This is a genomic window from Paraburkholderia elongata, assembly GCF_013177735.1.
In the GTDB taxonomy this organism is placed as follows: Bacteria; Pseudomonadota; Gammaproteobacteria; order Burkholderiales; family Burkholderiaceae; genus Paraburkholderia; species Paraburkholderia elongata.
In genome coordinates this window covers 1-20,202 of record NZ_WOEZ01000195.1, presented here as the reverse complement: position 1 = coordinate 20,202, position 20,202 = coordinate 1, and the positions used below count along the sequence as shown (strand labels likewise).

18 protein-coding genes and 1 tRNA gene are annotated in these 20,202 nt (G+C 61.4%); 14 read left to right on the top strand and 5 right to left on the bottom strand.

Annotation, left to right across the window (positions count from 1 at the left end; translation table 11 throughout):
* The first annotated feature begins 16 nt into the window (after nucleotides 1-16).
* Nucleotides 17-493, top strand: a complete 477-nt coding sequence (greA, locus tag GNZ13_RS34755) for a transcription elongation factor GreA (RefSeq protein WP_074282679.1) — start codon at nucleotides 17-19, stop codon at nucleotides 491-493.
* A gap of 20 nt (nucleotides 494-513) precedes the next feature.
* Nucleotides 514-1,023, top strand: a complete 510-nt coding sequence (locus GNZ13_RS34750) for a DUF4149 domain-containing protein (RefSeq protein ID WP_172172981.1) — start codon at nucleotides 514-516, stop codon at nucleotides 1,021-1,023.
* 36 nt (nucleotides 1,024-1,059) lie between these two features.
* Here the strand turns inward: GNZ13_RS34750 and GNZ13_RS34745 are convergent, their stop codons facing one another.
* Entirely contained in the window at nucleotides 1,060-1,590 is a 531-nt protein-coding gene (locus GNZ13_RS34745; protein ID WP_172172979.1) for a YhbY family RNA-binding protein, read from the bottom strand.
* A gap of 183 nt (nucleotides 1,591-1,773) precedes the next feature.
* Between GNZ13_RS34745 and GNZ13_RS34740 the strand changes: the two genes are divergently transcribed.
* The 11 genes from GNZ13_RS34740 to phoR all read left to right on the top strand — a co-directional run bounded on the left by GNZ13_RS34740 (nucleotide 1,774) and on the right by phoR (nucleotide 14,149).
* Complete coding sequence (locus tag GNZ13_RS34740) at nucleotides 1,774-2,436, top strand: RlmE family RNA methyltransferase (RefSeq protein ID WP_172172977.1); 663 nt, start codon at nucleotides 1,774-1,776, stop codon at nucleotides 2,434-2,436.
* A gap of 188 nt (nucleotides 2,437-2,624) precedes the next feature.
* A complete protein-coding gene (gene ftsH / locus GNZ13_RS34735; RefSeq protein ID WP_074282683.1) occupies nucleotides 2,625-4,514 on the top strand; it encodes an ATP-dependent zinc metalloprotease FtsH in 1,890 nt (629 codons plus the stop codon).
* An 83-nt stretch (nucleotides 4,515-4,597) separates the two neighbouring features.
* Nucleotides 4,598-5,497, top strand: coding sequence for a dihydropteroate synthase (gene folP, locus GNZ13_RS34730; protein ID WP_172172975.1), 900 nt, complete (start codon nucleotides 4,598-4,600; stop codon nucleotides 5,495-5,497).
* Nucleotides 5,498-5,525: 28 nt separating this feature from the next.
* A complete protein-coding gene (gene glmM / locus GNZ13_RS34725) occupies nucleotides 5,526-6,884 on the top strand; it encodes a phosphoglucosamine mutase (RefSeq protein WP_172172973.1) in 1,359 nt (452 codons plus the stop codon).
* Nucleotides 6,885-7,251: 367 nt separating this feature from the next.
* Complete coding sequence (pstS, locus tag GNZ13_RS34720) at nucleotides 7,252-8,283, top strand: phosphate ABC transporter substrate-binding protein PstS (RefSeq protein WP_172172971.1); 1,032 nt, start codon at nucleotides 7,252-7,254, stop codon at nucleotides 8,281-8,283.
* A 146-nt stretch (nucleotides 8,284-8,429) separates the two neighbouring features.
* Nucleotides 8,430-9,431 carry a phosphate ABC transporter permease PstC gene (gene pstC, locus GNZ13_RS34715; protein WP_172172969.1) on the top strand — a complete coding sequence of 334 codons (1,002 nt, stop codon included), beginning with the start codon at nucleotides 8,430-8,432 and terminating at the stop codon, nucleotides 9,429-9,431.
* Complete coding sequence (gene pstA / locus GNZ13_RS34710) at nucleotides 9,428-10,324, top strand: phosphate ABC transporter permease PstA (RefSeq protein WP_172172967.1); 897 nt, start codon at nucleotides 9,428-9,430, stop codon at nucleotides 10,322-10,324. Before pstC ends, pstA begins: the two co-directional genes overlap by 4 nt.
* 17 nt (nucleotides 10,325-10,341) lie before the next feature.
* Entirely contained in the window at nucleotides 10,342-11,190 is an 849-nt protein-coding gene (pstB, locus tag GNZ13_RS34705) for a phosphate ABC transporter ATP-binding protein PstB (RefSeq protein WP_172172965.1), read from the top strand.
* A 28-nt stretch (nucleotides 11,191-11,218) separates the two neighbouring features.
* Entirely contained in the window at nucleotides 11,219-11,923 is a 705-nt protein-coding gene (phoU, locus tag GNZ13_RS34700) for a phosphate signaling complex protein PhoU (protein ID WP_028199154.1), read from the top strand.
* A gap of 26 nt (nucleotides 11,924-11,949) precedes the next feature.
* A complete protein-coding gene (gene phoB / locus GNZ13_RS34695; protein ID WP_028199153.1) occupies nucleotides 11,950-12,651 on the top strand; it encodes a phosphate regulon transcriptional regulator PhoB in 702 nt (233 codons plus the stop codon).
* A gap of 184 nt (nucleotides 12,652-12,835) precedes the next feature.
* A complete protein-coding gene (gene phoR / locus GNZ13_RS34690) occupies nucleotides 12,836-14,149 on the top strand; it encodes a phosphate regulon sensor histidine kinase PhoR (RefSeq protein ID WP_172172963.1) in 1,314 nt (437 codons plus the stop codon).
* 102 nt (nucleotides 14,150-14,251) lie between these two features.
* On the opposite strand, the gene ppk1 is transcribed toward phoR, so the two are convergent.
* Nucleotides 14,252-16,315, bottom strand: coding sequence for a polyphosphate kinase 1 (gene ppk1 / locus GNZ13_RS34685; protein ID WP_172172961.1), 2,064 nt, complete (start codon nucleotides 16,313-16,315; stop codon nucleotides 14,252-14,254).
* Nucleotides 16,316-16,517: 202 nt separating this feature from the next.
* Between ppk1 and ppx the strand changes: the two genes are divergently transcribed.
* Nucleotides 16,518-18,143, top strand: coding sequence for an exopolyphosphatase (gene ppx / locus GNZ13_RS34680; RefSeq protein ID WP_172172959.1), 1,626 nt, complete (start codon nucleotides 16,518-16,520; stop codon nucleotides 18,141-18,143).
* Nucleotides 18,144-18,261: 118 nt separating this feature from the next.
* Here the strand turns inward: ppx and GNZ13_RS34675 are convergent, their stop codons facing one another.
* The 3 genes from GNZ13_RS34675 to GNZ13_RS34665 all read right to left on the bottom strand — a co-directional run bounded on the left by GNZ13_RS34675 (nucleotide 18,262) and on the right by GNZ13_RS34665 (nucleotide 19,996).
* Complete coding sequence (locus GNZ13_RS34675) at nucleotides 18,262-19,074, bottom strand: GNAT family N-acetyltransferase (protein WP_172172957.1); 813 nt, start codon at nucleotides 19,072-19,074, stop codon at nucleotides 18,262-18,264.
* Between the two features lie 170 nt (nucleotides 19,075-19,244).
* Nucleotides 19,245-19,703: a phosphohistidine phosphatase SixA gene (gene sixA, locus GNZ13_RS34670; RefSeq protein ID WP_172172955.1), complete on the bottom strand. Its 459-nt coding sequence runs from the start codon at nucleotides 19,701-19,703 to the stop codon at nucleotides 19,245-19,247.
* 216 nt (nucleotides 19,704-19,919) lie between these two features.
* A tRNA-Pro gene (locus tag GNZ13_RS34665) sits at nucleotides 19,920-19,996 on the bottom strand.
* Between the last annotated feature and the right edge of the window lie 206 nt (nucleotides 19,997-20,202).

Here is a 20,202-nt window from a genome sequence, read left to right as displayed (position 1 = left end):
TTGCATAGAGTTGTTTATGAGCACTGTTCCATTGACGAAGCGCGGCGCGGAAATGTTGCGCGATGAACTGCAGCGCCTGAAATCGGTTGAGCGTCCCTCGGTGATCAATTCGATCGCGGAAGCGCGTGCCCAGGGCGATCTGTCGGAAAACGCGGAATACGACGCTGCGAAGGAAAAGCAGGGCTTTATCGAAGGCCGTATTGCTGAAATCGAATCGAAGCTGGCCGGTGCGCAAGTGATCGACCCGTCCAAGGTGGACGCGGACGGCCGCGTCGTGTTCGGCGCGACGCTCGAACTCGAAGACCTCGATTCGGGAGCGAAGGTCAAATACCAGATCGTCGGCGACGACGAAGCAGACATCGACCACGGTCTGATCTCGATCAGCTCGCCGATCGCGCGCGCGTTGATCGGCAAGTCGGAAGGCGACGTTGCATCGGTGCAGGCGCCGGGCGGCGTGCGCGAGTACGAAATCATCGCAGTTAGCTACGTTTGAGGGCGGCCCCGGTGTCCTTGATGCCGCATCGACTGTTCCGCCTGCTCACGGTGGTGTGGGTCGGTAGTTTGTTGACTATCGGCTATGCCGTCGCGCCGGTGCTGTTCACGTCGCTCGACCGCATGACGGCGGGCGCTGTGGCGGCGCAACTGTTTCGCATCGAGGGCGTGCTGGGCGCAGTCTGCGGCATTTTGCTGCTGGGTCTGGCGAACGTGCTGGTTCGCCGCGGCAGCGACGCCTATCGTCGTTTGCGCTGGTTGATCGCCGGTATGCTGGTGTGCGTGCTGGTGGGGTACTTTGCGTTGCAGCCGTTCATGAATGCAATGCGCATTGCCGCGCTGGAAGCGGGCAGTGATGTCGGACATTCAGTTTATGCGACGCGCTTCGGCATCCTGCACGGCGTGTCGAGTCTGTTTTACCTGATCGAAAGCCTGCTGGGCGTGGCGCTGGTGTGGAAGCTGCCGGCGAGCGTCGGCGTCGTGACAGCGGAGCAGGGCGCTCGAAGCGCTGCGGGGAAAGTAACCAGTTGAGTGGTGCGGACACCGCCCGCACCCCACATCATTCGCTTACTTCGACGACTGATGCGCGCGCTTCGCGCTGGTTTGGCGCTTCTTGGCGCGCTTGATGTTGCCGCCTTGCGTGACGCGTTCATTGCCGCGCACCACGACCGCTTTTGCCTTCGGCTTGCGCATCGGGATTTCGCTGGGCTTTACCACCGTGACCACGCGCGGTGCGCGGCCCTTACCCGGTTTGGCTTCGACAGCCGCTTCGCGGGCGCTCGGCAGGGCGCCGCGCTTGGCCTTCACGGCCGGTTGTGCTGCTGCTTCCGGCTTCCAGATCACCAGCAGCTTGCCGATATGCTGGATCGGCGCAGCGTTCAGCTTGTCGCAGATTTGTTCGTAGACGGCGATGCGTTCTTCGCGTTCGTCGCCGAATACGCGGATTTTGATCAGTTGATGCGCGCCAAGGTGGACCTTGATCTCCGACAGCACCGCGTCGGTCAAGCCTTCGGCGCCGACGAGCACGACCGGTTTGAGCGCATGTGCCTGGGAGCGCAACTCGGCGCGTTGGTCGGAAGAGACTTTAAGGGCTGGCATGGAAAGTGGGAGACTCGACTAAAATGGCGGCACCTGCAGTCCGGATAGATTCGGGCCATGGCGCAGGGCGGCGCGTCAGAACAACAGAATCGCGGATGACTGCCAGTATTGGCGGTGGCCGCGCGAATTAACCGCGTATTATCCCCTAAAGCGCGACATCACGCAGCAAGAGTTCTACCTTTAATGGCAAAAAACAAGTTCAACACCGCGTGGCTGCACGATCACATCAACGACCCGTACGTAAAAATGGCGCAGCGGGAGGGTTACCGCGCGCGCGCTGCCTACAAGCTGAAGGAAATCGACGAGCAGGACAAGCTGATCCGGCCAGGCCAGGTCATTGTCGACCTCGGCTCGGTGCCGGGCAGCTGGAGCCAGTACGCCCGTAACAAGCTGGCCAAGGGCTCGCAGCGCGACGCTGAGCGCGAGGGCGGCATCGACGGCACGATCATCGCGCTGGACATGCTGCCCATGGAGCCGATCGCGGACGTCCATTTCATTCAGGGCGACTTCCGCGAAGACTCGGTTCTCCACCAATTGGAAGAATTGGTCGGGGAACGCCAGGTTGATCTTGTAATTTCGGATATGGCGCCCAACCTGTCGGGAGTGGCGGTGGCGGATGCCGCGCGAATCGAGCATCTGTGCGATATCGCGATGGAATTCGCGCAAAACCACCTGAAACCGGATGGTGCCCTTTTAGTCAAATGTTTTCATGGCAGCGGTTATAGCCAGATTGTCGAAAAGTTCAAGCGCCAGTTCAAGGTGGTGGCGGCCCGCAAGCCGAAAGCTTCGCGGGACAAGTCGTCAGAAACGTTTATTTTGGGTAGGCATCTCAAGCGGCCCGCATAGGCGCGCTGCAGGAAGGTTCCGCATCTGCCGATAATGTGCCATGGCGCCGGAGATTGGCGCTCTGATGGCCCACTACGCTATTTCTGTGGTAGTGAAACGTTATGGCAGGGGTCTGCGGACTGGATTAGAATGCTTTCGTGGTGCCGCAAGGCAAATGTAGGCGCCCGTCTAAGTGAAGGAGTGGTGCTTTGAACAACAATATGTTTTCGAAAGCAGCAGTGTGGCTGGTTATCGCACTGGTGCTGTTTACGGTGTTCAAGCAGTTCGACAAGCCCCGTGTCCAGGAAGGTGTTTCCTATTCGCAGTTCATGGACGACGCGAAGAACGGCAAAGTCAAGAACGTCATTGTCCAGGGGCGGAACCTCACGGTCACTCCAGCAGACGGTCAGAAGTACCAGATCGTGTCGCCCGGCGACATCTGGATGGTCGGCGATCTGATGAAGTATGGTGTTCAGGTGAGCGGCAAGGCTGATGACGAACCGAATGCGCTGGTGTCCGCGCTGTACTACCTCGGACCGACGATCCTGATCATCGGCTTCTGGTTCTACATGATGCGACAGATGCAGGGAGGCGGGAAAGGCGGTGCGTTCTCGTTCGGTAAATCCCGTGCACGTCTGATCGACGAAAACAACAACGCAATCAATTTCACCGACGTCGCCGGTTGCGACGAAGCCAAGGAAGAAGTCTCCGAACTGGTCGACTTCTTGCGCGATCCGCAGAAGTTCCAGAAACTGGGTGGGCGCATTCCGCGCGGCGTGCTGCTGGTCGGCCCGCCGGGAACCGGTAAGACGCTGCTGGCGCGCGCTATCGCCGGTGAAGCGAAGGTGCCGTTCTTCAGCATCTCGGGTTCGGACTTCGTGGAAATGTTCGTAGGTGTCGGTGCGGCTCGTGTGCGCGACATGTTCGAGCAGGCTAAAAAGCATGCACCGTGTATCGTGTTCATCGACGAAATCGACGCGGTCGGCCGTCATCGCGGCGCCGGCATGGGCGGCGGTAACGACGAACGCGAACAGACCTTGAATCAGATGCTGGTCGAGATGGACGGCTTTGAAGCGAACTCGGGCGTGATCGTGATCGCTGCCACGAACCGTTCGGACGTGCTGGACAAGGCTCTGCTGCGTCCGGGCCGTTTCGACCGTCAGGTGTACGTCGGTCTGCCGGACATCCGCGGCCGCGAGCACATCATGAAGGTTCACCTGCGCAAGGTGCCGATTTCGAACGACGTCGACGCAGCGGTTATCGCACGCGGCACGCCGGGCTTCTCGGGCGCCGATCTGGCAAACCTCGTGAACGAAGCCGCGCTGTTCGCGGCGCGCCGCGGCAAGCGCATCGTCGAGATGGCGGATTTCGAAGACGCGAAGGACAAGATCTTCATGGGTCCGGAGCGCAAGTCGGCCGTGATTCGCGAAGAATCGAAGCGCGCGACCGCGTATCACGAGTCGGGTCACGCGGTCATTGCCAAGCTGTTGCCGAAGGCTGATCCGGTGCACAAGGTCACGATCATTCCGCGCGGCCGTGCGCTGGGTGTGACGTGGCAGCTGCCGGAACATGACAACGAAACGTATTCAAAGGACTACCTGCTGGATCGCCTCGCGATCCTGTTCGGTGGCCGTGTCGCGGAAGAGTTGTTCCTGAACCTGATCAGCACCGGCGCATCGGACGACTTCAACAAGGCAACGGCTACGGCCCGCGCCATGGTGGCTCGCTTCGGTATGACCGACGCGCTCGGACCGATGGTCTACGTCGACGACGAAAACGACGCAACGCCGTTTGGTCGTGGCTTCACGCGCACCATTTCGGAAGCGACGCAGCAAAAGGTCGATGCGGAAATCCGCCGCGTGCTGGACGAGCAGTACAACCTCGCGAAGCGCCTGCTGGACGAGAACCGCGACAAGGTTGAAGCGATGACCGCCGCGCTGATGGAGTGGGAAACGATCGACGCCGATCAGATCAACGACATCATGGCAGGCCGTCCGCCGCGCTCGCCGAAGAGTTCGCCGCCGTCGGTTGGCGACGCCTCGTCGGGTGGCAGCCCGGGCACCGAGGTCAAGCCGGGTAGCGCGACCGCGCCGGCCTGATAGGCGACCAGTAGAAAGTGCGGGCCGGTGTGTTTCACACCGGCCCGTTTTGCATTTGTCCGCTTTATGTGATTGACCGCTACGTGTCGAAAGTCGAATTTCCTTCTCTTCCCATCCCCGAGCCGCTGCAATGCGGCCGCTTCAAGCTGACCTTTGAGCGCCCGTTGGTCATGGGCATCCTGAATGTCACACCCGATTCTTTTTCCGATGGCGGCAAGTACGCGATGCGCGGCGATGCGCTGCGCCAGGCCGAGCGCATGCTGCTCGACGGCGCGGACATCATCGACATCGGCGGCGAGTCGACCCGCCCGGGTGCGCCGCCCGTACCGCTCGGCGAAGAACTGGAGCGGGTGATCCCGCTGGTCGAACAACTGCGCGGCGCGAATGTGCCGCTGTCGATCGACACGTACAAGCCAGAAGTGATGCGCCGCGCGCTGGCCGCGGGCGCCGACCTGATCAACGACATCTGGGGCTTCCGGATGCCCGGTGCGATTGATGCCGTGCGCGACAGCGAATGCGGTCTCTGCGTAATGCATATGTTTGGCGAGCCGCAGACCATGCAACTTCATGAGCCCGACTATAAAGACGTGGTGAGCGAGGTTCGGCAGTTTCTCGAAGAACGAGTGGCGACCCTGACGCAGGCGGGCATTGCCCGTGCGCGCATCAGCGTGGATCCGGGCTTTGGCTTCGGCAAGGCGGTGGTCGAACACAATTACGCACTGCTCGCACATCTGCCGGACACGGCGCCGCGGGCCGAGCCGCCATACCCCATTCTCGCCGGCATGTCGCGCAAGTCGATGGTCGGCGCGGTCGTCGGACGCCCGGCGCCAGAGCGCGTCGCGGGCAGCATCGCCGCGGCGGTGTGTGCCGCCGAGCGCGGCGCGGCAATTCTGCGCGTGCACGATGTGGCGCAAACAGTGGATGCATTGAAAGTATGGGCAGCCATGCGCGACGCGGCGAACCACAGCCGCGCGCATGACTGACCCCAAAAGCCAAGGAGGAACATAAAAGATGGCACGTCGTTATTTTGGAACAGACGGGATTCGGGGCAAGGTCGGCGAAGGGCCCATTACGCCGGAGTTTGTTTTGCGGCTCGGCTACGCCGCCGGCAAGGTGCTCGCGGGCGCGGACCGCTGGGCCAGGACAGGAGCACGGCCCACCGTGCTGATCGGTAAAGACACGCGGGTGTCGGGCTATATGCTCGAAGCCGCGCTCGAAGCGGGCTTTTCCGCGGCTGGCGTCGACGTCATGCTGGCCGGGCCGATGCCGACCCCGGGCATCGCCTATCTGACGCGCGCACTGCGGCTCGCTGCGGGCGTCGTGATCAGCGCGTCGCACAATCCGTACTACGACAACGGCATCAAATTCTTCTCCGCCGACGGCAACAAGCTGCCCGACGAAGTGGAATCGCAGATCGAAGAACAACTCGATCTGCCGCTCGCATGCGCCGCCTCCGAGCAACTCGGCAAGGCGCGGCGCCTCGACGACGCGGCCGGCCGCTACATCGAATTTTGCAAGAGCACCTTTCCGGCAGCGTTCGACCTGCGCGGCTTGAAGCTGGTGGTCGACTGCGCGCACGGCGCTGCGTACGACGTCGCGCCGCACGTGTTCCATGAACTCGGCGCCGATGTGATTCCTATCGGCGTCGCGCCGAACGGTTTCAACATCAATGACGGTGTCGGTGCGACCGCTCCGGACGCACTGGTGCGCGCGGTGCGTGCGAACCACGCGGACCTCGGTATCGCACTCGACGGCGACGCCGACCGTCTGCAGGTCGTGGACTCGGCAGGCCGCCTGTATAACGGCGACGAGCTGCTGTACGTGCTGGTCAAGGACCGCATGGCGACCGACGGCAAAGTGGAAGGCGCGGTCGGCACCTTGATGACCAACATGGCGGTCGAAGTCGCGCTACAGGAAGCCGGCGTGAAATTCGTCCGCGCGGCGGTGGGCGACCGCTACGTACTCGAGCAGTTGCGTGAGCACGGCTGGCAACTGGGTGCAGAAGGTTCCGGCCATATTCTCTCCCTTGACCGCCATTCGACTGGCGACGGCATCGTGTCGGCCCTGCTGGTGCTGGCCGCGATGAAGCGCAGCGACAAAACGCTCGCCGAGTTGCTCCACGGCGTCACGCTGTTCCCGCAGAAGCTAATTAACGTGCGGATGAAGCCCGGCGCGGATTGGAAGGGCAGCGACGCGATCCGCCGCGCCATCAGCAAGGCCGAGGAAGCGCTGAACGGCCGCGGCCGAGTGTTGATTCGCGCCTCGGGCACCGAGCCCGTTCTACGCGTGATGGTCGAGGCGGAGAATGTCGACGACGCGGTTCACCATGCCGAAACGATCGCCGACGCGGTCAAGCAAGCCACGGCTTAAACCACGCGCCTCCCCGAGGAAGCGAGAAACGACAGCACGGCCGTCCCGACGCTAATTCGACAGCGGCGGGCGGCAAGCAGTCCGTCCTCGCCCCGTCAGTTGGCGAACCCGCCAGCGAACCGTCAAAAATCCCCGCCAGACCCCTCTCCCCGCACGCAAACGTTCGCGCCCCATCTTTTTCGCCTAATCTGTAGAGCGACGCCTGCAATTCCGCTAAACCGGTAATTCGTCCACGCGCGCGCCTTTCACCTTAGTAATCTCATTGTCACATCCGTTTCACGGTTAGTCACGTTACTGTCACAAAGAGACCCTAAGCTTCGCGGTGTTCATGTTATTCGCTCACACCGCTCACACCCTTGGAGGTCTCATGAAATTGATGCAAACCGTGTTCGCTGGCGTCGCTGGCGCGCTTTTCGCGATCGCAGCGCAAGCCGCAGACATCACCGGCGCGGGCAGCACCTTCGCAGCACCGATCTACACGAAGTGGGCTGACGCGTACCAGAAGTCGGGCGGCGGCAAGGTCAACTACCAAGGTATCGGCTCGTCGGGCGGTATCAAGCAGATCATCGCGAAGACGGTCGACTTCGCCGGTTCGGACGCTCCGCTGAAGGACGAAGACCTCGCCAAGGAAGGCCTGTTCCAGTTCCCGACGGTGGTCGGCGGCGTGGTGCCGGTCGTCAACGTGCCGGGCGTGAAGCCGGCTGAACTGACGCTGTCGGGCGAAGTGCTGGGCGACATCTACCTGGGCAAGATCAAGAAGTGGAACGATCCGGCGATTGTTGCGCTGAACCCGAAGATCAAGCTGCCGGATACCGACATCGCCGTGGTTCGCCGCGCCGATGGTTCGGGCACCAGCTTCATCTGGACGAACTACCTGTCGAAGGTCAACGCAGACTGGAAGTCGAAGGTTGGTGAAGGTTCGACGGTCAACTGGCCGACGGGTACGGGCGGCAAGGGCAACGACGGCGTCGCAGCCTTCGTGCAACGTCTGCCGGGCGCAATCGGCTACGTCGAGTGGGCGTACGCGAAGCAAAACAAGATGACGTACGTGGCGTTGAAGAACTCGACGGGCACGGTCGTCGAGCCGAAGACGGAAACGTTCAAGGCAGCGGCAGCGGGCGCGGACTGGTCGAAGTCGTTCTACCAGATCTTGACGAACGAGCCGGGCAAGAACGCATGGCCGATCGTCGGCGCAACGTTCGTGCTGCTGCACACGACGCAAGAAAAGGCGCCGCAAGGCACCGAAACGCTGAAGTTCTTCGATTGGGCGTTCAAGAACGGCACGCAAGCCGCGAACGATCTGGACTACATCTCGCTGCCGGATTCGGTTGTGTCGGAAATCCGCACGCAATGGAAGGCGAAGGTGAAGGACGCTTCGGGCAAGGCTATTGCTGACTGAGCGACGCAGTAAGCAGTAGGCATCTAGCAATACATTGGCCGTCCTCATTCGAGGACGGCCAATGGCATTACACCGGCATTAGCCCAGCATTATCCGCCGCACGACAAGTGTCATACGGCAACTGGAAACAGGTCCATCAGGCTCTCATGTCCGATATCCATTTAGCGTCTGGCGCGGCGAGGTCGACACCGCCCGGCAGCGCGTCGCAGCAGAAAGCACCCAGCCGCGCCGGCGACGTCATTTTCGGCGGCCTTACCCGTCTCGCCGCCGTCGTCACCCTGTTGCTGCTCGGCGGCATCATCGTTTCACTGATCGTCGCCTCCCTGCCGTCGATCAAGCAGTTCGGCCTCGCGTTTCTGTGGACCTCCGACTGGGATCCACCTAGCAAGCAATTCGGCGCACTGGTGCCCATTTATGGCACGATCGCGACCTCGCTCATTGCACTCCTCATCGCGGTGCCCGTCAGCTTCGGCATCGCGCTTTTCCTGACCGAACTCGCGCCCGCGTGGTTGCGCCGTCCGCTCGGTATCGCCATCGAACTGCTCGCCGCGATCCCGTCGATCGTCTACGGCATGTGGGGTCTGCTGGTGTTTGCACCGATCTTCGCGACGTGGTTCGAAAAGCCGCTCGGCGCGGTGTTGGGCGGCATCCCGTTCGTCGGCGCGCTGTTTCAGGGTGCGCCGATCGGCATCGGTATTCTGTGCGCGGGTGTGATTCTCGCGATCATGATCATTCCGTACATCGCCTCGGTGATGCGCGACGTGTTCGAAGTCACGCCGGTCCTGTTGAAGGAATCGGCGTACGGCATCGGCTGCACGACCTGGGAAGTGATGTGGAAGATCGTGCTGCCCTTCACCAAGAGCGGTGTGATCGGCGGCGTGATGCTCGGCCTCGGCCGCGCGCTCGGTGAAACGATGGCGGTCACTTTCGTGATCGGCAACACCAATCTGCTCGATAACGTCTCGCTGTTTTCGCCGGGCAACAGCATTACCTCGGCGCTCGCCAATGAATTCGCGGAAGCGGATCCGGGCCTGCATACGTCGGCGCTGATGGAACTCGGGTTGATCCTGTTTGTGATTACTTTCATCGTCCTGGCGATCTCGAAGTTCATGTTGCTTCGCCTCGAAAAAGGGGAGGGCGCGAAATGAGCCAGCCCACCTTGAATATGCCGGGTTCGAACGACCCCGCCGCGCTCGAAGCGATGCGCGTGCGTCTGCAAGGCCGCCGCCGCAAGAAGAATGCGGTTGCGCTGACGCTGTCACTCGCGGCCATGGCGTTCGGCCTGCTGTGGCTGGTGTGGATTCTTTATACGACCCTGCGCCTCGGTATCGGCGGCTTGTCGGTTGAATTGTTCACGCAATCCACGCCGCCGCCGAACACCGATGGCGGCGGTCTCGCCAACGCGATCGTCGGCAGCTTGATGCTGGTTGCACTCGCAACGATCATCGGCACGCCGATCGGCATTCTGGCGGGGGTCTATCTCGCCGAGTACGGTCAGAAGGGCTGGCTCGCCAGTATCACGCGTTTCATCAACGACATCCTGTTGTCGGCGCCGTCGATCGTAGTGGGTCTGTTCGTCTATGCACTCGTCGTTGCGAAGATGGGTCACTTCAGCGGTTGGGCGGGCGTGTTCGCGCTCGCGCTGCTGCAGATTCCGATCGTGATCCGCACCACCGAAAACATGCTGAAACTGGTGCCGAATGCGCTGCGTGAAGCCGCTTTTGCACTCGGTACGCCGAAGTGGAAGATGGTGCTGTCGATCACACTGAAGGCGTCGATTGCGGGCGTTATCACCGGCGTCTTACTCGGCGTCGCGCGCATTGCCGGCGAAACCGCGCCGCTGCTGTTCACCGCGTTGTCGAACCAGTTCTTCTCGCTGAACATGAACCAGCCAGTCGCGAATCTGCCGGTCACGATTTACAAGTTCGCGATGAGCCCGTTTGCGCAATGGCAATCGCTCGCGTGGGCCGGCGTGTTCCTGATCACGCTCGCGGTGCTGGGATTGAATATCCTTGCGCGCACGATCTTTTCGAATAAGTAAGGGCGGAGTGTAATCCGATGAATATGGCAGAAACTCAACTCAATCCGAGCGCGCGTCCGACGGCGCCCGCCGGTTTCGATCCCGCCCAAAGCGGCCAGGCGCAAGCGTCGTCGCGTCCGAAGATTGAGATCAACGACCTGAACTTCTTCTACGGGAAGTATCACGCGTTGAAGAATATCAATCTGCGTATTCCCGAAGGCAAGGTGACCGCGTTCATCGGCCCGTCGGGTTGCGGCAAGTCCACCTTGCTGCGCACGCTCAACAAGATGTACGCGCTCTATCCGGAGCAACGCGCCGAAGGCGAGATCCTGATGGACGGCGAAAACCTGCTGACCTCCAAGCGCGATATTTCGCTGCTGCGCGCGCGGATCGGCATGGTGTTCCAGAAGCCGACGCCGTTCCCGATGTCGATCTACGACAACATCGCATTCGGCGTGAAGATGTTCGAAACACTGCCGCGCTCGGAAATGGACGACCGCGTGGAATGGGCGCTGACCAAGGCCGCGCTGTGGAACGAAGTGAAGGACAAATTGGGCCAGAGCGGCTACGGTTTGTCCGGCGGCCAGCAGCAGCGTCTGTGTATCGCGCGCGGTATCGCGATCCGTCCCGAAGTGCTGCTGCTCGACGAGCCGTGCTCCGCACTCGACCCGATTTCCACGGGCCGTATCGAAGAGTTGATCGCTGAATTGAAGAGTGATTACACGGTGGTGATCGTCACCCACAACATGCAACAGGCCGCGCGCTGTTCGGACTACACTGCCTATATGTACCTCGGTGAATTGATCGAATTCAGCGATACCGAAAAGATCTTCATCAAGCCGGTCCGCAAGGAAACCGAGGACTACATTACTGGCCGCTTCGGCTAAGCCGCCGCGCAAAACAACGGAGTACGACATGTCCGATAAACATCTGTCCAGCCAGTTCGACGCCGACCTGAACCTCGTTTCTTCGAAGGTGCTCGAAATGGGCGGCCTGGTCGAGTCGCAGATCGTCAACGCGATGATTGCGCTCAACAACTTCGACCTCGACGTCGCCGAACAGGTGATCGCGGCCGAAGAGCGCCTGAACACGATGGAAGTCGAAATCGACGAAGAGTGCAGCAACATCATCGCGCGCCGTCAGCCGGCCGCGCGCGACTTGCGCCTCCTGATCGCGATTTCGAAGACCATCACGAATCTCGAACGCGCCGGCGACGAAGCTGAAAAAATCGCCAAGCGTACCAAGCGTCTGATGGAAGACGGCGCCTCGCGCACCATCAATATCGCCGAGATCAAATTGTCGGGCGAAATGGCGGTGTCGATTCTGCGCCGCGCGCTGGACGCATTTGCGCGTCTGGATACGGTCGCCGCCGCGCAGATCGTGCGCGACGACAAGGCGATCGACGAAGAATTCCGAGCTTTCGTTCGCAAGCTGATTTCGTACATGACTGAAGATCCGCGTTCGATTTCGGTGGGCCTCGATTTCCTGTTCATCGCCAAGGCGATCGAACGGATCGGCGACCACGCGAAGAACATCGCCGAATTCATCATTTACATCGTCAAGGGCACCGACGTGCGGCACAAGTCGCGCGACGCGCTCGAACGCGAAGCACTCAGTTAATCCAGATATAAGGAACAGAGGTGCCGATGCCCAGCAGCATTCTCGTCATTGAAGATGAGCCCGCGATTTCCGAATTGATTTCGGTCAATCTTCAACACGCCGGACACTGCCCGATTCGCGCGTACAACGCGGAGCAGGCGCAGAACCTGATCAGCGACGTACTGCCCGACCTCGTCCTGCTCGACTGGATGTTGCCGGGCAAGTCAGGCATTGCGTTCGCGCGCGATCTGCGCAACAACGAACGCACCAAGCACATTCCGATCATCATGCTGACCGCGCGCGGCGATGAACAGGACAAGGTGCTCGGCCTCGAAATCGGCGCGGACGACTACGTCACCAAGCCGTTCTCGCCGAAAGAACTGATGGCGCGTATCAAGGCGGTGTTGCGCCGCCGCGCGCCGCAGTTGACCGAAGACCTGGTCGCGATCAACGGTCTGAAGCTCGATCCGGCGACGCACCGCGTAGCCGCCCATGCGGAAGGCAGCGAGATCAAGCTCGACCTCGGCCCGACCGAATTCCGTCTGCTGCACTTCTTCATGACGCACCCGGAGCGCGTGCACAGCCGCACGCAACTGCTCGATCAGGTGTGGGGCGACCACGTGTTCGTCGAAGAGCGCACGGTGGACGTGCACATCAAGCGTCTGCGCGCGGCGCTCAAGCCGGCCGGGTGCGATGCTATGATTGAGACGGTACGCGGCAGCGGCTACCGGCTCGCGAAGAGCGCCTGACCTTGCGGTAGCGCGAATGGCGGTGCTTTAGCTGTGCCCGTCATGAATGTCGCATACGCCACATAGGTCACACCGGCTACGTCGGTTGCATCGGTTGCATCGGTTACTTCGGTTACTTCGGTTACGTTAAGCGCCGCGCTTTTCAGATGCCGGCGTGTACGGTTTTCTCTTCGATCGCTAGAACATGAACATCATCTGGGCGCGCTCCATCGTGTCGGTCGTGCTGCTGGCTGTTCTGTGCGCGGTGGTCGGCGCACTCGTGAACGTCAAGGCAGGGCTGGTCCTCGCGATTGTCATGCTGCTCGCGCAGAGCATCTTCAGCACCTTCCACAAGCAGCGTTTGTGGCGCTTGCTCGACGCGCCGGTCTACGGCGAAGTGCCGAGCGCTCCCGGTATCTGGGGCGAAATCTACTACCGTCTGCATAAGCTTGCGAAACGCTGGCATGCGCAGGTGCGTCAGGTCGAGCAGCAGCATTCGCGCTTCATCCAGGCGATCCAGGCTTCGCCGAACGGCGTGGCGATGCTCGACGATCACGATCAGATCGAGTGGTGCAACGAGATCTCCGAACTCCATTTCGGGCTCGATGCGAAGCGCGATCTGCGCCAGCACATCACGCATCTGGTGCGTCAGCCCGATTTCGTGCGCTATCTGAATTCGCATCGCTACGAACAGATGCTGATCATGCGCGGCATGGGCGACAAGCGCCAGAACGTGCTGTCGGTGCAGGTGTTTCCGTACGGTGAAAATCGCAAGCTGGTGTTGTCCCAGGACATCACGGAGTTGGAGCGTACCGACGCGATGCGACGTGACTTCGTCGCCAATGTCTCGCATGAACTGAAGACGCCGCTGACCGTGCTCTCCGGTTTTCTCGAGACGATGCGGGAACTGCCGTTGAGCGAAACCGAGCGTGGGCGCTATCTCGAACTGATGGAGCAGCAGGCCTCGCGGATGCGTCATATCGTCAACGACTTGCTGGTGCTCGCGAAGCTCGAAGGCGACAACAAGCCGCCGAGCGATCAGATGATCGATATGCGTGCGGTGCTGCGGCATCTTAAGGACGACGCGGAAAGCCTGTCGAGCGACCATCACAAGATCGTGTTCGACGCCGACGAAGGGCTCACCGTCACCGGCGTGGAAACAGAAATACTCAGTGCGCTTGGCAACCTCGTAACCAATGCGATTCGCTACACGCCGGACGGCGGTGCGATCACGGTGAGCTGGCACGCCAACGGCGGCAGCGCGGTTTTTTCGGTCATGGACAGCGGCCTGGGGATCCCGGCTGCGGACATTCCGCGGCTGACCGAGCGCTTCTATCGCGTCGACCGCAGCCGCTCGCGGGATACGGGCGGGACGGGCCTTGGTCTCGCCATCGTCAAGCATGTGCTGCAACGGCACGATGCGCTCCTCGACGTGAAGAGCGAAGAGGGGCGTGGCAGTACGTTCACCGTGCGCTTCCCCGTGTATCGCACGGCGCGTCGGCAACCGGCACCAGCCTAAAAATATTTGCCTGAAAAAAAGCCCGTCTGTAAAAGAGACGGGCTTTTTTTCATGTGCACCGCCGCTTCAGCGGTGCGCGAACACGATCAGGCAATCACGAGATCACGAACAGAATTTCCCCAGGAGACTCATCTGCGCATTGCGCGAGGATTTTCCTGGCCGCCGGCGCCGGTAGTGACCGTCGCTTTGCATCAGCCACGCGGACTGGTTGTCGCCGAGAAACGCCGACAGGCCTTCGGCAATCACACGCCGCTTCAAGCGGCGGTTGTTGATCGGAAACGCCACTTCCACGCGCCGGAAGAAGTTACGGTCCATCCAGTCGGCGCTCGACAGATACACCTGTTCCTTGCCTTCGTCGTAGAAATAGAAGATGCGATGATGTTCGAGGAACCGCCCAACAATCGAGCGTACCGTAATGTTCTCCGACAAACCCGGCACACCCGGTTGCAACGAACATACGCCACGCACGATCAGATCGATCTTCACGCCGGCCTGCGACGCCTCGTATAGCTCGGCAATCACGGTGGGTTCGAGCAGCGCGTTCATCTTTGCGACGATGCGCGCCTTCTTGCCGGCGCGCGCGTGATCGGCTTCCGCGCGAATCGCCTCGACCAGTTTCGGATGCAGCGTGAACGGCGACTGCCAGAACTCATGCAGCTTCAGTTCACCGCCGATGCCGGTCAGTTGCTGAAACACGTGGTGCACGTCTTCGCAGATCTTCTGATCGGCGGTCATCAGGCCGAAGTCGGTATAAAGACGCGCTGTGCGCGGATGATAGTTGCCGGTGCCCAGGTGCACGTAACGCTTGAGCGTGGTCTTGCCGCCCGACGATACACGCCGCACGATCAGCATCATCTTCGCGTGACACTTGTGGCCCACCACGCCGTACACGACGTGCGCGCCTACTGCTTCCAGCTGTGACGCCCAGTTAATATTGGTTTCTTCGTCGAAGCGCGCGAGCAGTTCGACCACCACCGTCACTTCCTTGCCGTTGCGCGCCGCTTGCATTAGCGCGTCCATCAGCGGGGAGTCGGTGCCGGTGCGATAGATGGTCTGCTTGATGGCCATCACGTTCGGGTCTTTAGCCGCCTGCAGCAGCAATTCGAGCACCGGTTGAAAGCTCTCGTAAGGATGATGCAGCAGCACGTCACCTTGATCGATCACGTCGAACATGCTCGTGCTGTTGGCGATCTGCGACGGAATCGCGGGGATATGCGGCACGAACTTCAGGTCGGGCCGGTCCACCATCTCCGGCAATTGCATCAATCGCACCAGATTGACGGGGCCGTCGACGAAATAGCAGTCCTTGGTGGTCAGGCTGCTTTCGTCGAGGAGGCGCCGCACGACATGCTCGGGCGTGTCCGCCGACACTTCGAGCCGCACCGCGTTGCCCAGATGCCGCGCCGGCAGTTCACCCTGCAACGCGACACGCAGATTGGTGATTTCGTCTTCGTCGACGAACAGTTCGCTATTGCGCGTGATGCGAAACTGGTTGCAGGTGCGCACCACCAGATTCGGGAACAGCTCGCCGACAAAGCGCTGCAGCAACGAGCTCAGCAGCACGAAGCCATGCGGATAGCCCGATAGGTCCTGCGGCATGCGCACGAGCCGGGGCAACGCGCGCGGCGCCTGCACGATGCCCATCATCGCCTGGCGGCCGAACGCATCCTTGCCTTCGAGTTCGACGACGAAGTTCAGGCTCTTGTTGAGCACGCGCGGAAACGGGTGAGCCGGATCGAGGCCGATCGGCGTGAGGACCGGCAGCAGTTCGTCGAAGAAGTAGTTGCGCGCCCATTCGGTCTGCGCTTCGTTCCATGCTTCAGTGCCGTGAAAATAGATGCCTTCTGTTTCGAGCACGGTGAACACCGTGTCGTGCAGCATGGTGTACTGGCGATGCACGAGCCTCTGCGCGCGCTCGACCACGAGGTCGTACACGTGCTGCAACGACATACCGTCCGGCGACATCGCACCGGGGTTGTCGCGCATCTGTTCCTGCAGTCCGGCCATGCGGACTTCGAAGAATTCGTCGAGGTTGCTACTGGTGATGCAGATGAAGCGCAGGCGTTCGAGCAAAGGGACGGCAGGGTCGGCAGCTTGTGCCAACACACGCTCGTTGAAACCCAGAATGCCCAGCTCGCGATTCAATAAGGGGTAGCGGGTGGACATCGGCAGCGAGAATGGAATGTCAGGAGGGGAGACGAAAAGACGCTCGGAAATTCTCACAGTATGATGACGTTGTTATGACGATTGCGGTGTTATAAATTCTACGCCGTATTCATCGCGTGTCGTAATTATGACGCAGTGCATATGGGACCATAGGGCACCCCCATCACCGCGAGGCGACATCGTGAGGCCCGGTACGCTTAGAATGGCGTCTTTGAACAGCGCGGCCGGTCATAAGGCGCCCAAGGCATCCGGTGCACATCCGGCCCCTTTCGCATCAAACGCCGCTGCGCACGCGCGCATGGAGTCCGCTTACTCGATGGTCAATACTCCACAACTCCTTGCTGCCGTCGACCTTGGCTCGAACAGCTTCCGGCTGATCGTGGGCCGGGTAGAGGAAACCGACGCGGGCAGCCAGATCTATCAGGTCGACGCGTTGCGCGAGCCGGTGCGTCTTGCCGCCGGTCTGTCACGCGACAAGATGCTCGACCGTGCCTCGCAAGTGCGCGGCTGGGATGCGCTCAAGCGCTTCGGCGAGCGGCTACGCGACTTTCATCCCGACCACGTTCGCGCCGTCGCCACCAACACGCTGCGCATCGCCAAGAACGCGGGCGAGTTTCTCGGCGAGGCACAAGCCGCGCTCGGCTTCCCGATCGAAGTGATCGCCGGGCGTGAAGAAGCGCGTCTGATCTATGCAGGCGCTGCACACTCCGTGCCCGCGAGCGCGGGCAAGCGTCTCGTCGTGGATATCGGCGGCGGCTCGACGGAATTCATCATCGGTTCGCACTACACGCCGATCAAGATGGAGAGCCTGTATATCGGTTGCGTGAGCCATAGTCGCGCATTCTTCCCGGCGGGCAATGTCGACGATTACACGATGCGCCAGGCCGAACTCGCCGCGAGCCGTGAAATCCAGATCATTTCTGCGGAATACAAGAAAACCGGTTGGGAACAGGCCATCGGCTCGTCCGGCACCGCACGGGCGCTCGCCGAACTGGTCGAGGCAAACGGCTTCAACGATCCGGGCGTCACGCACGGCATCTCGCGTGGCGGGCTCGAGCGCCTCAAGCGCGTGCTGATCAAGGCGGAGAATGTCAATCGTCTGAAGCTGGTCGCGTTGAAGGCCGATCGCATCCCGGTGCTGGCCGGCGGCCTGTCGATCATGATCGCGGTGTTCGACGAACTCGGCGTCGATTACGTCGATACAACAGATGGCGCGCTGCGCCTCGGCGTGCTGTACGACTTGCTGGGCCGTTCGCAGCACGAGGACATGCGCACGTTGACGGTGGGCGGCTTCATGCGCCGTTATGGCGTAGACCGCGCGCAGGCCGGGCGTATCGGTGAACTCGCGGTGCGCTTTTACGACCAGTTTGCCGAGCCGGATGAGGAGCGTCGCGTCGAGAACCGCATGTTCCTTGGCTGGGCTGCGGCCTTGCACGAAATCGGGCTGTCGATTTCCCACAGTGCCTATCACAAGCATTCGGCGTATATCGCCAGCAACGCCGACATGCCGGGTTTTTCGCGCACCGACCAGGCGCGGCTCGCCGCGCTGGTGCTCGGCCACGCGGGGAAGCTCGGCAAGCTGTCGCAAACACGCGAAGTGGAATGGCCGCTGTTGTTCTGTCTGCGGCTCGCGGCGCTGCTGTGCCGCCGGCGTGCCGACGTCGGCTTGCCGGGTATCGCGGTCGCGCAGGTCAACGGCGGTTATGAGGTGCGTTTGCCGAACGAGTGGGTGGCTAAGAATCCGCTGACCGATTACAGCCTGATTCAGGAGGCTGCGGAGTGGGAGAAGGTCGGCATCCCGTATCGCGTGGTCTACACTGACGACTGAGAAGCATGCGTTGTAAGTGAAAAAGCCCGGCGGAAATACCGGGCTTTTTTATGCACATCCAGTCGTCGCCTGAATGTGCCGGGTGGTGCGCGTGGGTTTGTGCGGGTTTGCGTGCCACTCAGCGCGGCGACGCGTCGCCGAGGAAGTGCCGCGCGTAACGCGCGTTGATATCCGTCAGGCGCAACAGCGTCAAAAAGTCCGCCGTGTTGAAGTCGGGGTCCCACGCCGGAGCGCCGCAAATCTTCGCACCGAGGCGCAGATAGCCTTTCACCAGCGGCGGCGGTGCGACGTCGGCGCCGGTTTGCAATTCTTCGACCGGCAGAGGTGTGTGCGGGAACGCGCGATATTCCGGCGCGGTCAGCGCGTTGTCGCGCAGCGAGCAGTACAGATTCGCCGCGTAGTGGCCGCCGTCGACCATTGCGACGCTCGCGCAGCCGAGCATCGTCTCGTAGCCGTTGTGCTTCATGTACGCGGCGAGCCCTGCCCACAGCGACATGATCACCGAGCCGCTGCGATAGTCCGGGTGCACGCACGAACGGCCCACCTCGACCATCTTCGCGCGCAGGTGCGTGAGGCGCGACACGTCGAATTCGCTTTCGGCATACAGGCGTCCGATACGGGCGGCCTGGTGCGGCGGCAGCGCGCGATAGGTGCCGACTACCTTCAGCGTGTCGAGATCGCGCACCAGCAGATGATCGCAGTATGAATCGAACGAATCGACGTCGAGGCCGGCAGGACCCGTCAGACGTGCGCCCATTTCATCGGCGAATACGCGGTAGCGCAGGCGCTGGGCCTCGCGCAGTTCCTCGTCGGTGCGGGCCCACGTGACTTGCAGGCGATGCTGGGCGGTGACCGTCTCTTCGGCGCGCGGCAGGCGACGCGTTTCGAAGATCGAAGCCAGGGGCAGGGTGGGCGTCGGCAGTTCTCGCATGTGGCGTCCTGGTCGAAAAAAGGGAGATTTCTTTTTTCGCCAATGTAGTAACGCCTGGTGACGCTCGCATGGCAGAGTCGTGACGATTGGATGACTGCCCGTAAGCTGCGTGCCCGCAGCTTGTAATATCGTGGGCCGGGCGGGGCGTGTGTTGTTTCTGCGCGACCGGTTCAGACCAGATCGGGACTCATTGCCGCGCGCAGCACGGCCTGGTCGTCGCCGTTGCGTTCACGGCTTTCGATCCACCACAGGCCGGCTTTCTTCAGCGGCCAACTCGCTTCGCTGTTGCCAAGCAGGCGTGCCGCAACGTGGCCGAGTGTCGGTTGATGGCCGACGATGACGACGGTCTGTGAGATGCCTTTTGGCCAGCCGGCGGCCTTGAGCACATCGTCCGCACTGGCGTTAGGCGCGAGTTCGCGCACCACACGATACTGGTCGCTCAAGGTTTCGGCAGTCTGGATGGTGCGCACCGCGGGACTCGCGAGGACCAGCGCGTCGTCGGGCAGGCGGGTGCGCAACCACTTGGCGACGTTTTGCGCCTGTTTGCGGCCCTTCGTGGTCAGCGCGCGGGCGAGATCGCTCGCGGCGAAATCTTCAGCTTCGGCGTGACGCCAGAGGATCAGATTCATGCGTGTCTCCTTGACTCCGGTTGCGGCGTAGGCAGTAGCGCCGGGTTTGCAATCACTGTCGCATGCGCACACGTGAGGGCGCAAGGCGGTGGCGCGGGCGAGCCTGTCTGAGCATCAATCCGCATGAACCCATCACCCCATGTGCATGGACCCGTGACGCTCAAAAAGCAAAAACCCGCGAAGCCGGAGGCGACGCGGGTTTCGTATTGCTTTTCGTGGTCGGAGCGAAAGGATTCGAACCTTCGACCCTCTGATCCCAAATCAGATGCGCTACCAGGCTGCGCTACGCTCCGACGAATCCGAGATTCTACGTGGCATTGGGTGCCAGAGTCAATCACGAATTGCGTCGGAATGAAAAAAGGGCCTCAGACGCAGCCCTTTCAAGGTCTTGATCAAGATGTTTCGCCTTTGGCGCGTTTAAGCAGGCGGGCGGTACTGTGATGGGCACGGGCTACCGCGCCTTCGACATAGGGTGCGGGTTTGCGGGTCTTGGGGCCAC

What these genes read in the sequence shown, in the direction of transcription:
- greA (WP_074282679.1), top strand. Translation starts at nt 17, where the DNA reads ATGAGCACTGTTCCATTGACGAAGCGCGGCGCGGAAATGTTGCGCGAT.
- GNZ13_RS34750 (WP_172172981.1), top strand. Translation starts at nt 514, where the DNA reads ATGCCGCATCGACTGTTCCGCCTGCTCACGGTGGTGTGGGTCGGTAGT.
- GNZ13_RS34745 (WP_172172979.1), bottom strand. Translation starts at nt 1,590, where the DNA reads ATGCCAGCCCTTAAAGTCTCTTCCGACCAACGCGCCGAGTTGCGCTCC.
- GNZ13_RS34740 (WP_172172977.1), top strand. Translation starts at nt 1,774, where the DNA reads ATGGCAAAAAACAAGTTCAACACCGCGTGGCTGCACGATCACATCAAC.
- glmM (WP_172172973.1), top strand. Translation starts at nt 5,526, where the DNA reads ATGGCACGTCGTTATTTTGGAACAGACGGGATTCGGGGCAAGGTCGGC.
- pstS (WP_172172971.1), top strand. Translation starts at nt 7,252, where the DNA reads ATGAAATTGATGCAAACCGTGTTCGCTGGCGTCGCTGGCGCGCTTTTC.
- pstC (WP_172172969.1), top strand. Translation starts at nt 8,430, where the DNA reads ATGTCCGATATCCATTTAGCGTCTGGCGCGGCGAGGTCGACACCGCCC.
- pstA (WP_172172967.1), top strand. Translation starts at nt 9,428, where the DNA reads ATGAGCCAGCCCACCTTGAATATGCCGGGTTCGAACGACCCCGCCGCG.
- pstB (WP_172172965.1), top strand. Translation starts at nt 10,342, where the DNA reads ATGAATATGGCAGAAACTCAACTCAATCCGAGCGCGCGTCCGACGGCG.
- phoU (WP_028199154.1), top strand. Translation starts at nt 11,219, where the DNA reads ATGTCCGATAAACATCTGTCCAGCCAGTTCGACGCCGACCTGAACCTC.
- phoB (WP_028199153.1), top strand. Translation starts at nt 11,950, where the DNA reads ATGCCCAGCAGCATTCTCGTCATTGAAGATGAGCCCGCGATTTCCGAA.
- phoR (WP_172172963.1), top strand. Translation starts at nt 12,836, where the DNA reads ATGAACATCATCTGGGCGCGCTCCATCGTGTCGGTCGTGCTGCTGGCT.
- ppk1 (WP_172172961.1), bottom strand. Translation starts at nt 16,315, where the DNA reads ATGTCCACCCGCTACCCCTTATTGAATCGCGAGCTGGGCATTCTGGGT.
- ppx (WP_172172959.1), top strand. Translation starts at nt 16,518, where the DNA reads ATGGCGTCTTTGAACAGCGCGGCCGGTCATAAGGCGCCCAAGGCATCC.
- GNZ13_RS34675 (WP_172172957.1), bottom strand. Translation starts at nt 19,074, where the DNA reads ATGCGAGAACTGCCGACGCCCACCCTGCCCCTGGCTTCGATCTTCGAA.
- sixA (WP_172172955.1), bottom strand. Translation starts at nt 19,703, where the DNA reads ATGAATCTGATCCTCTGGCGTCACGCCGAAGCTGAAGATTTCGCCGCG.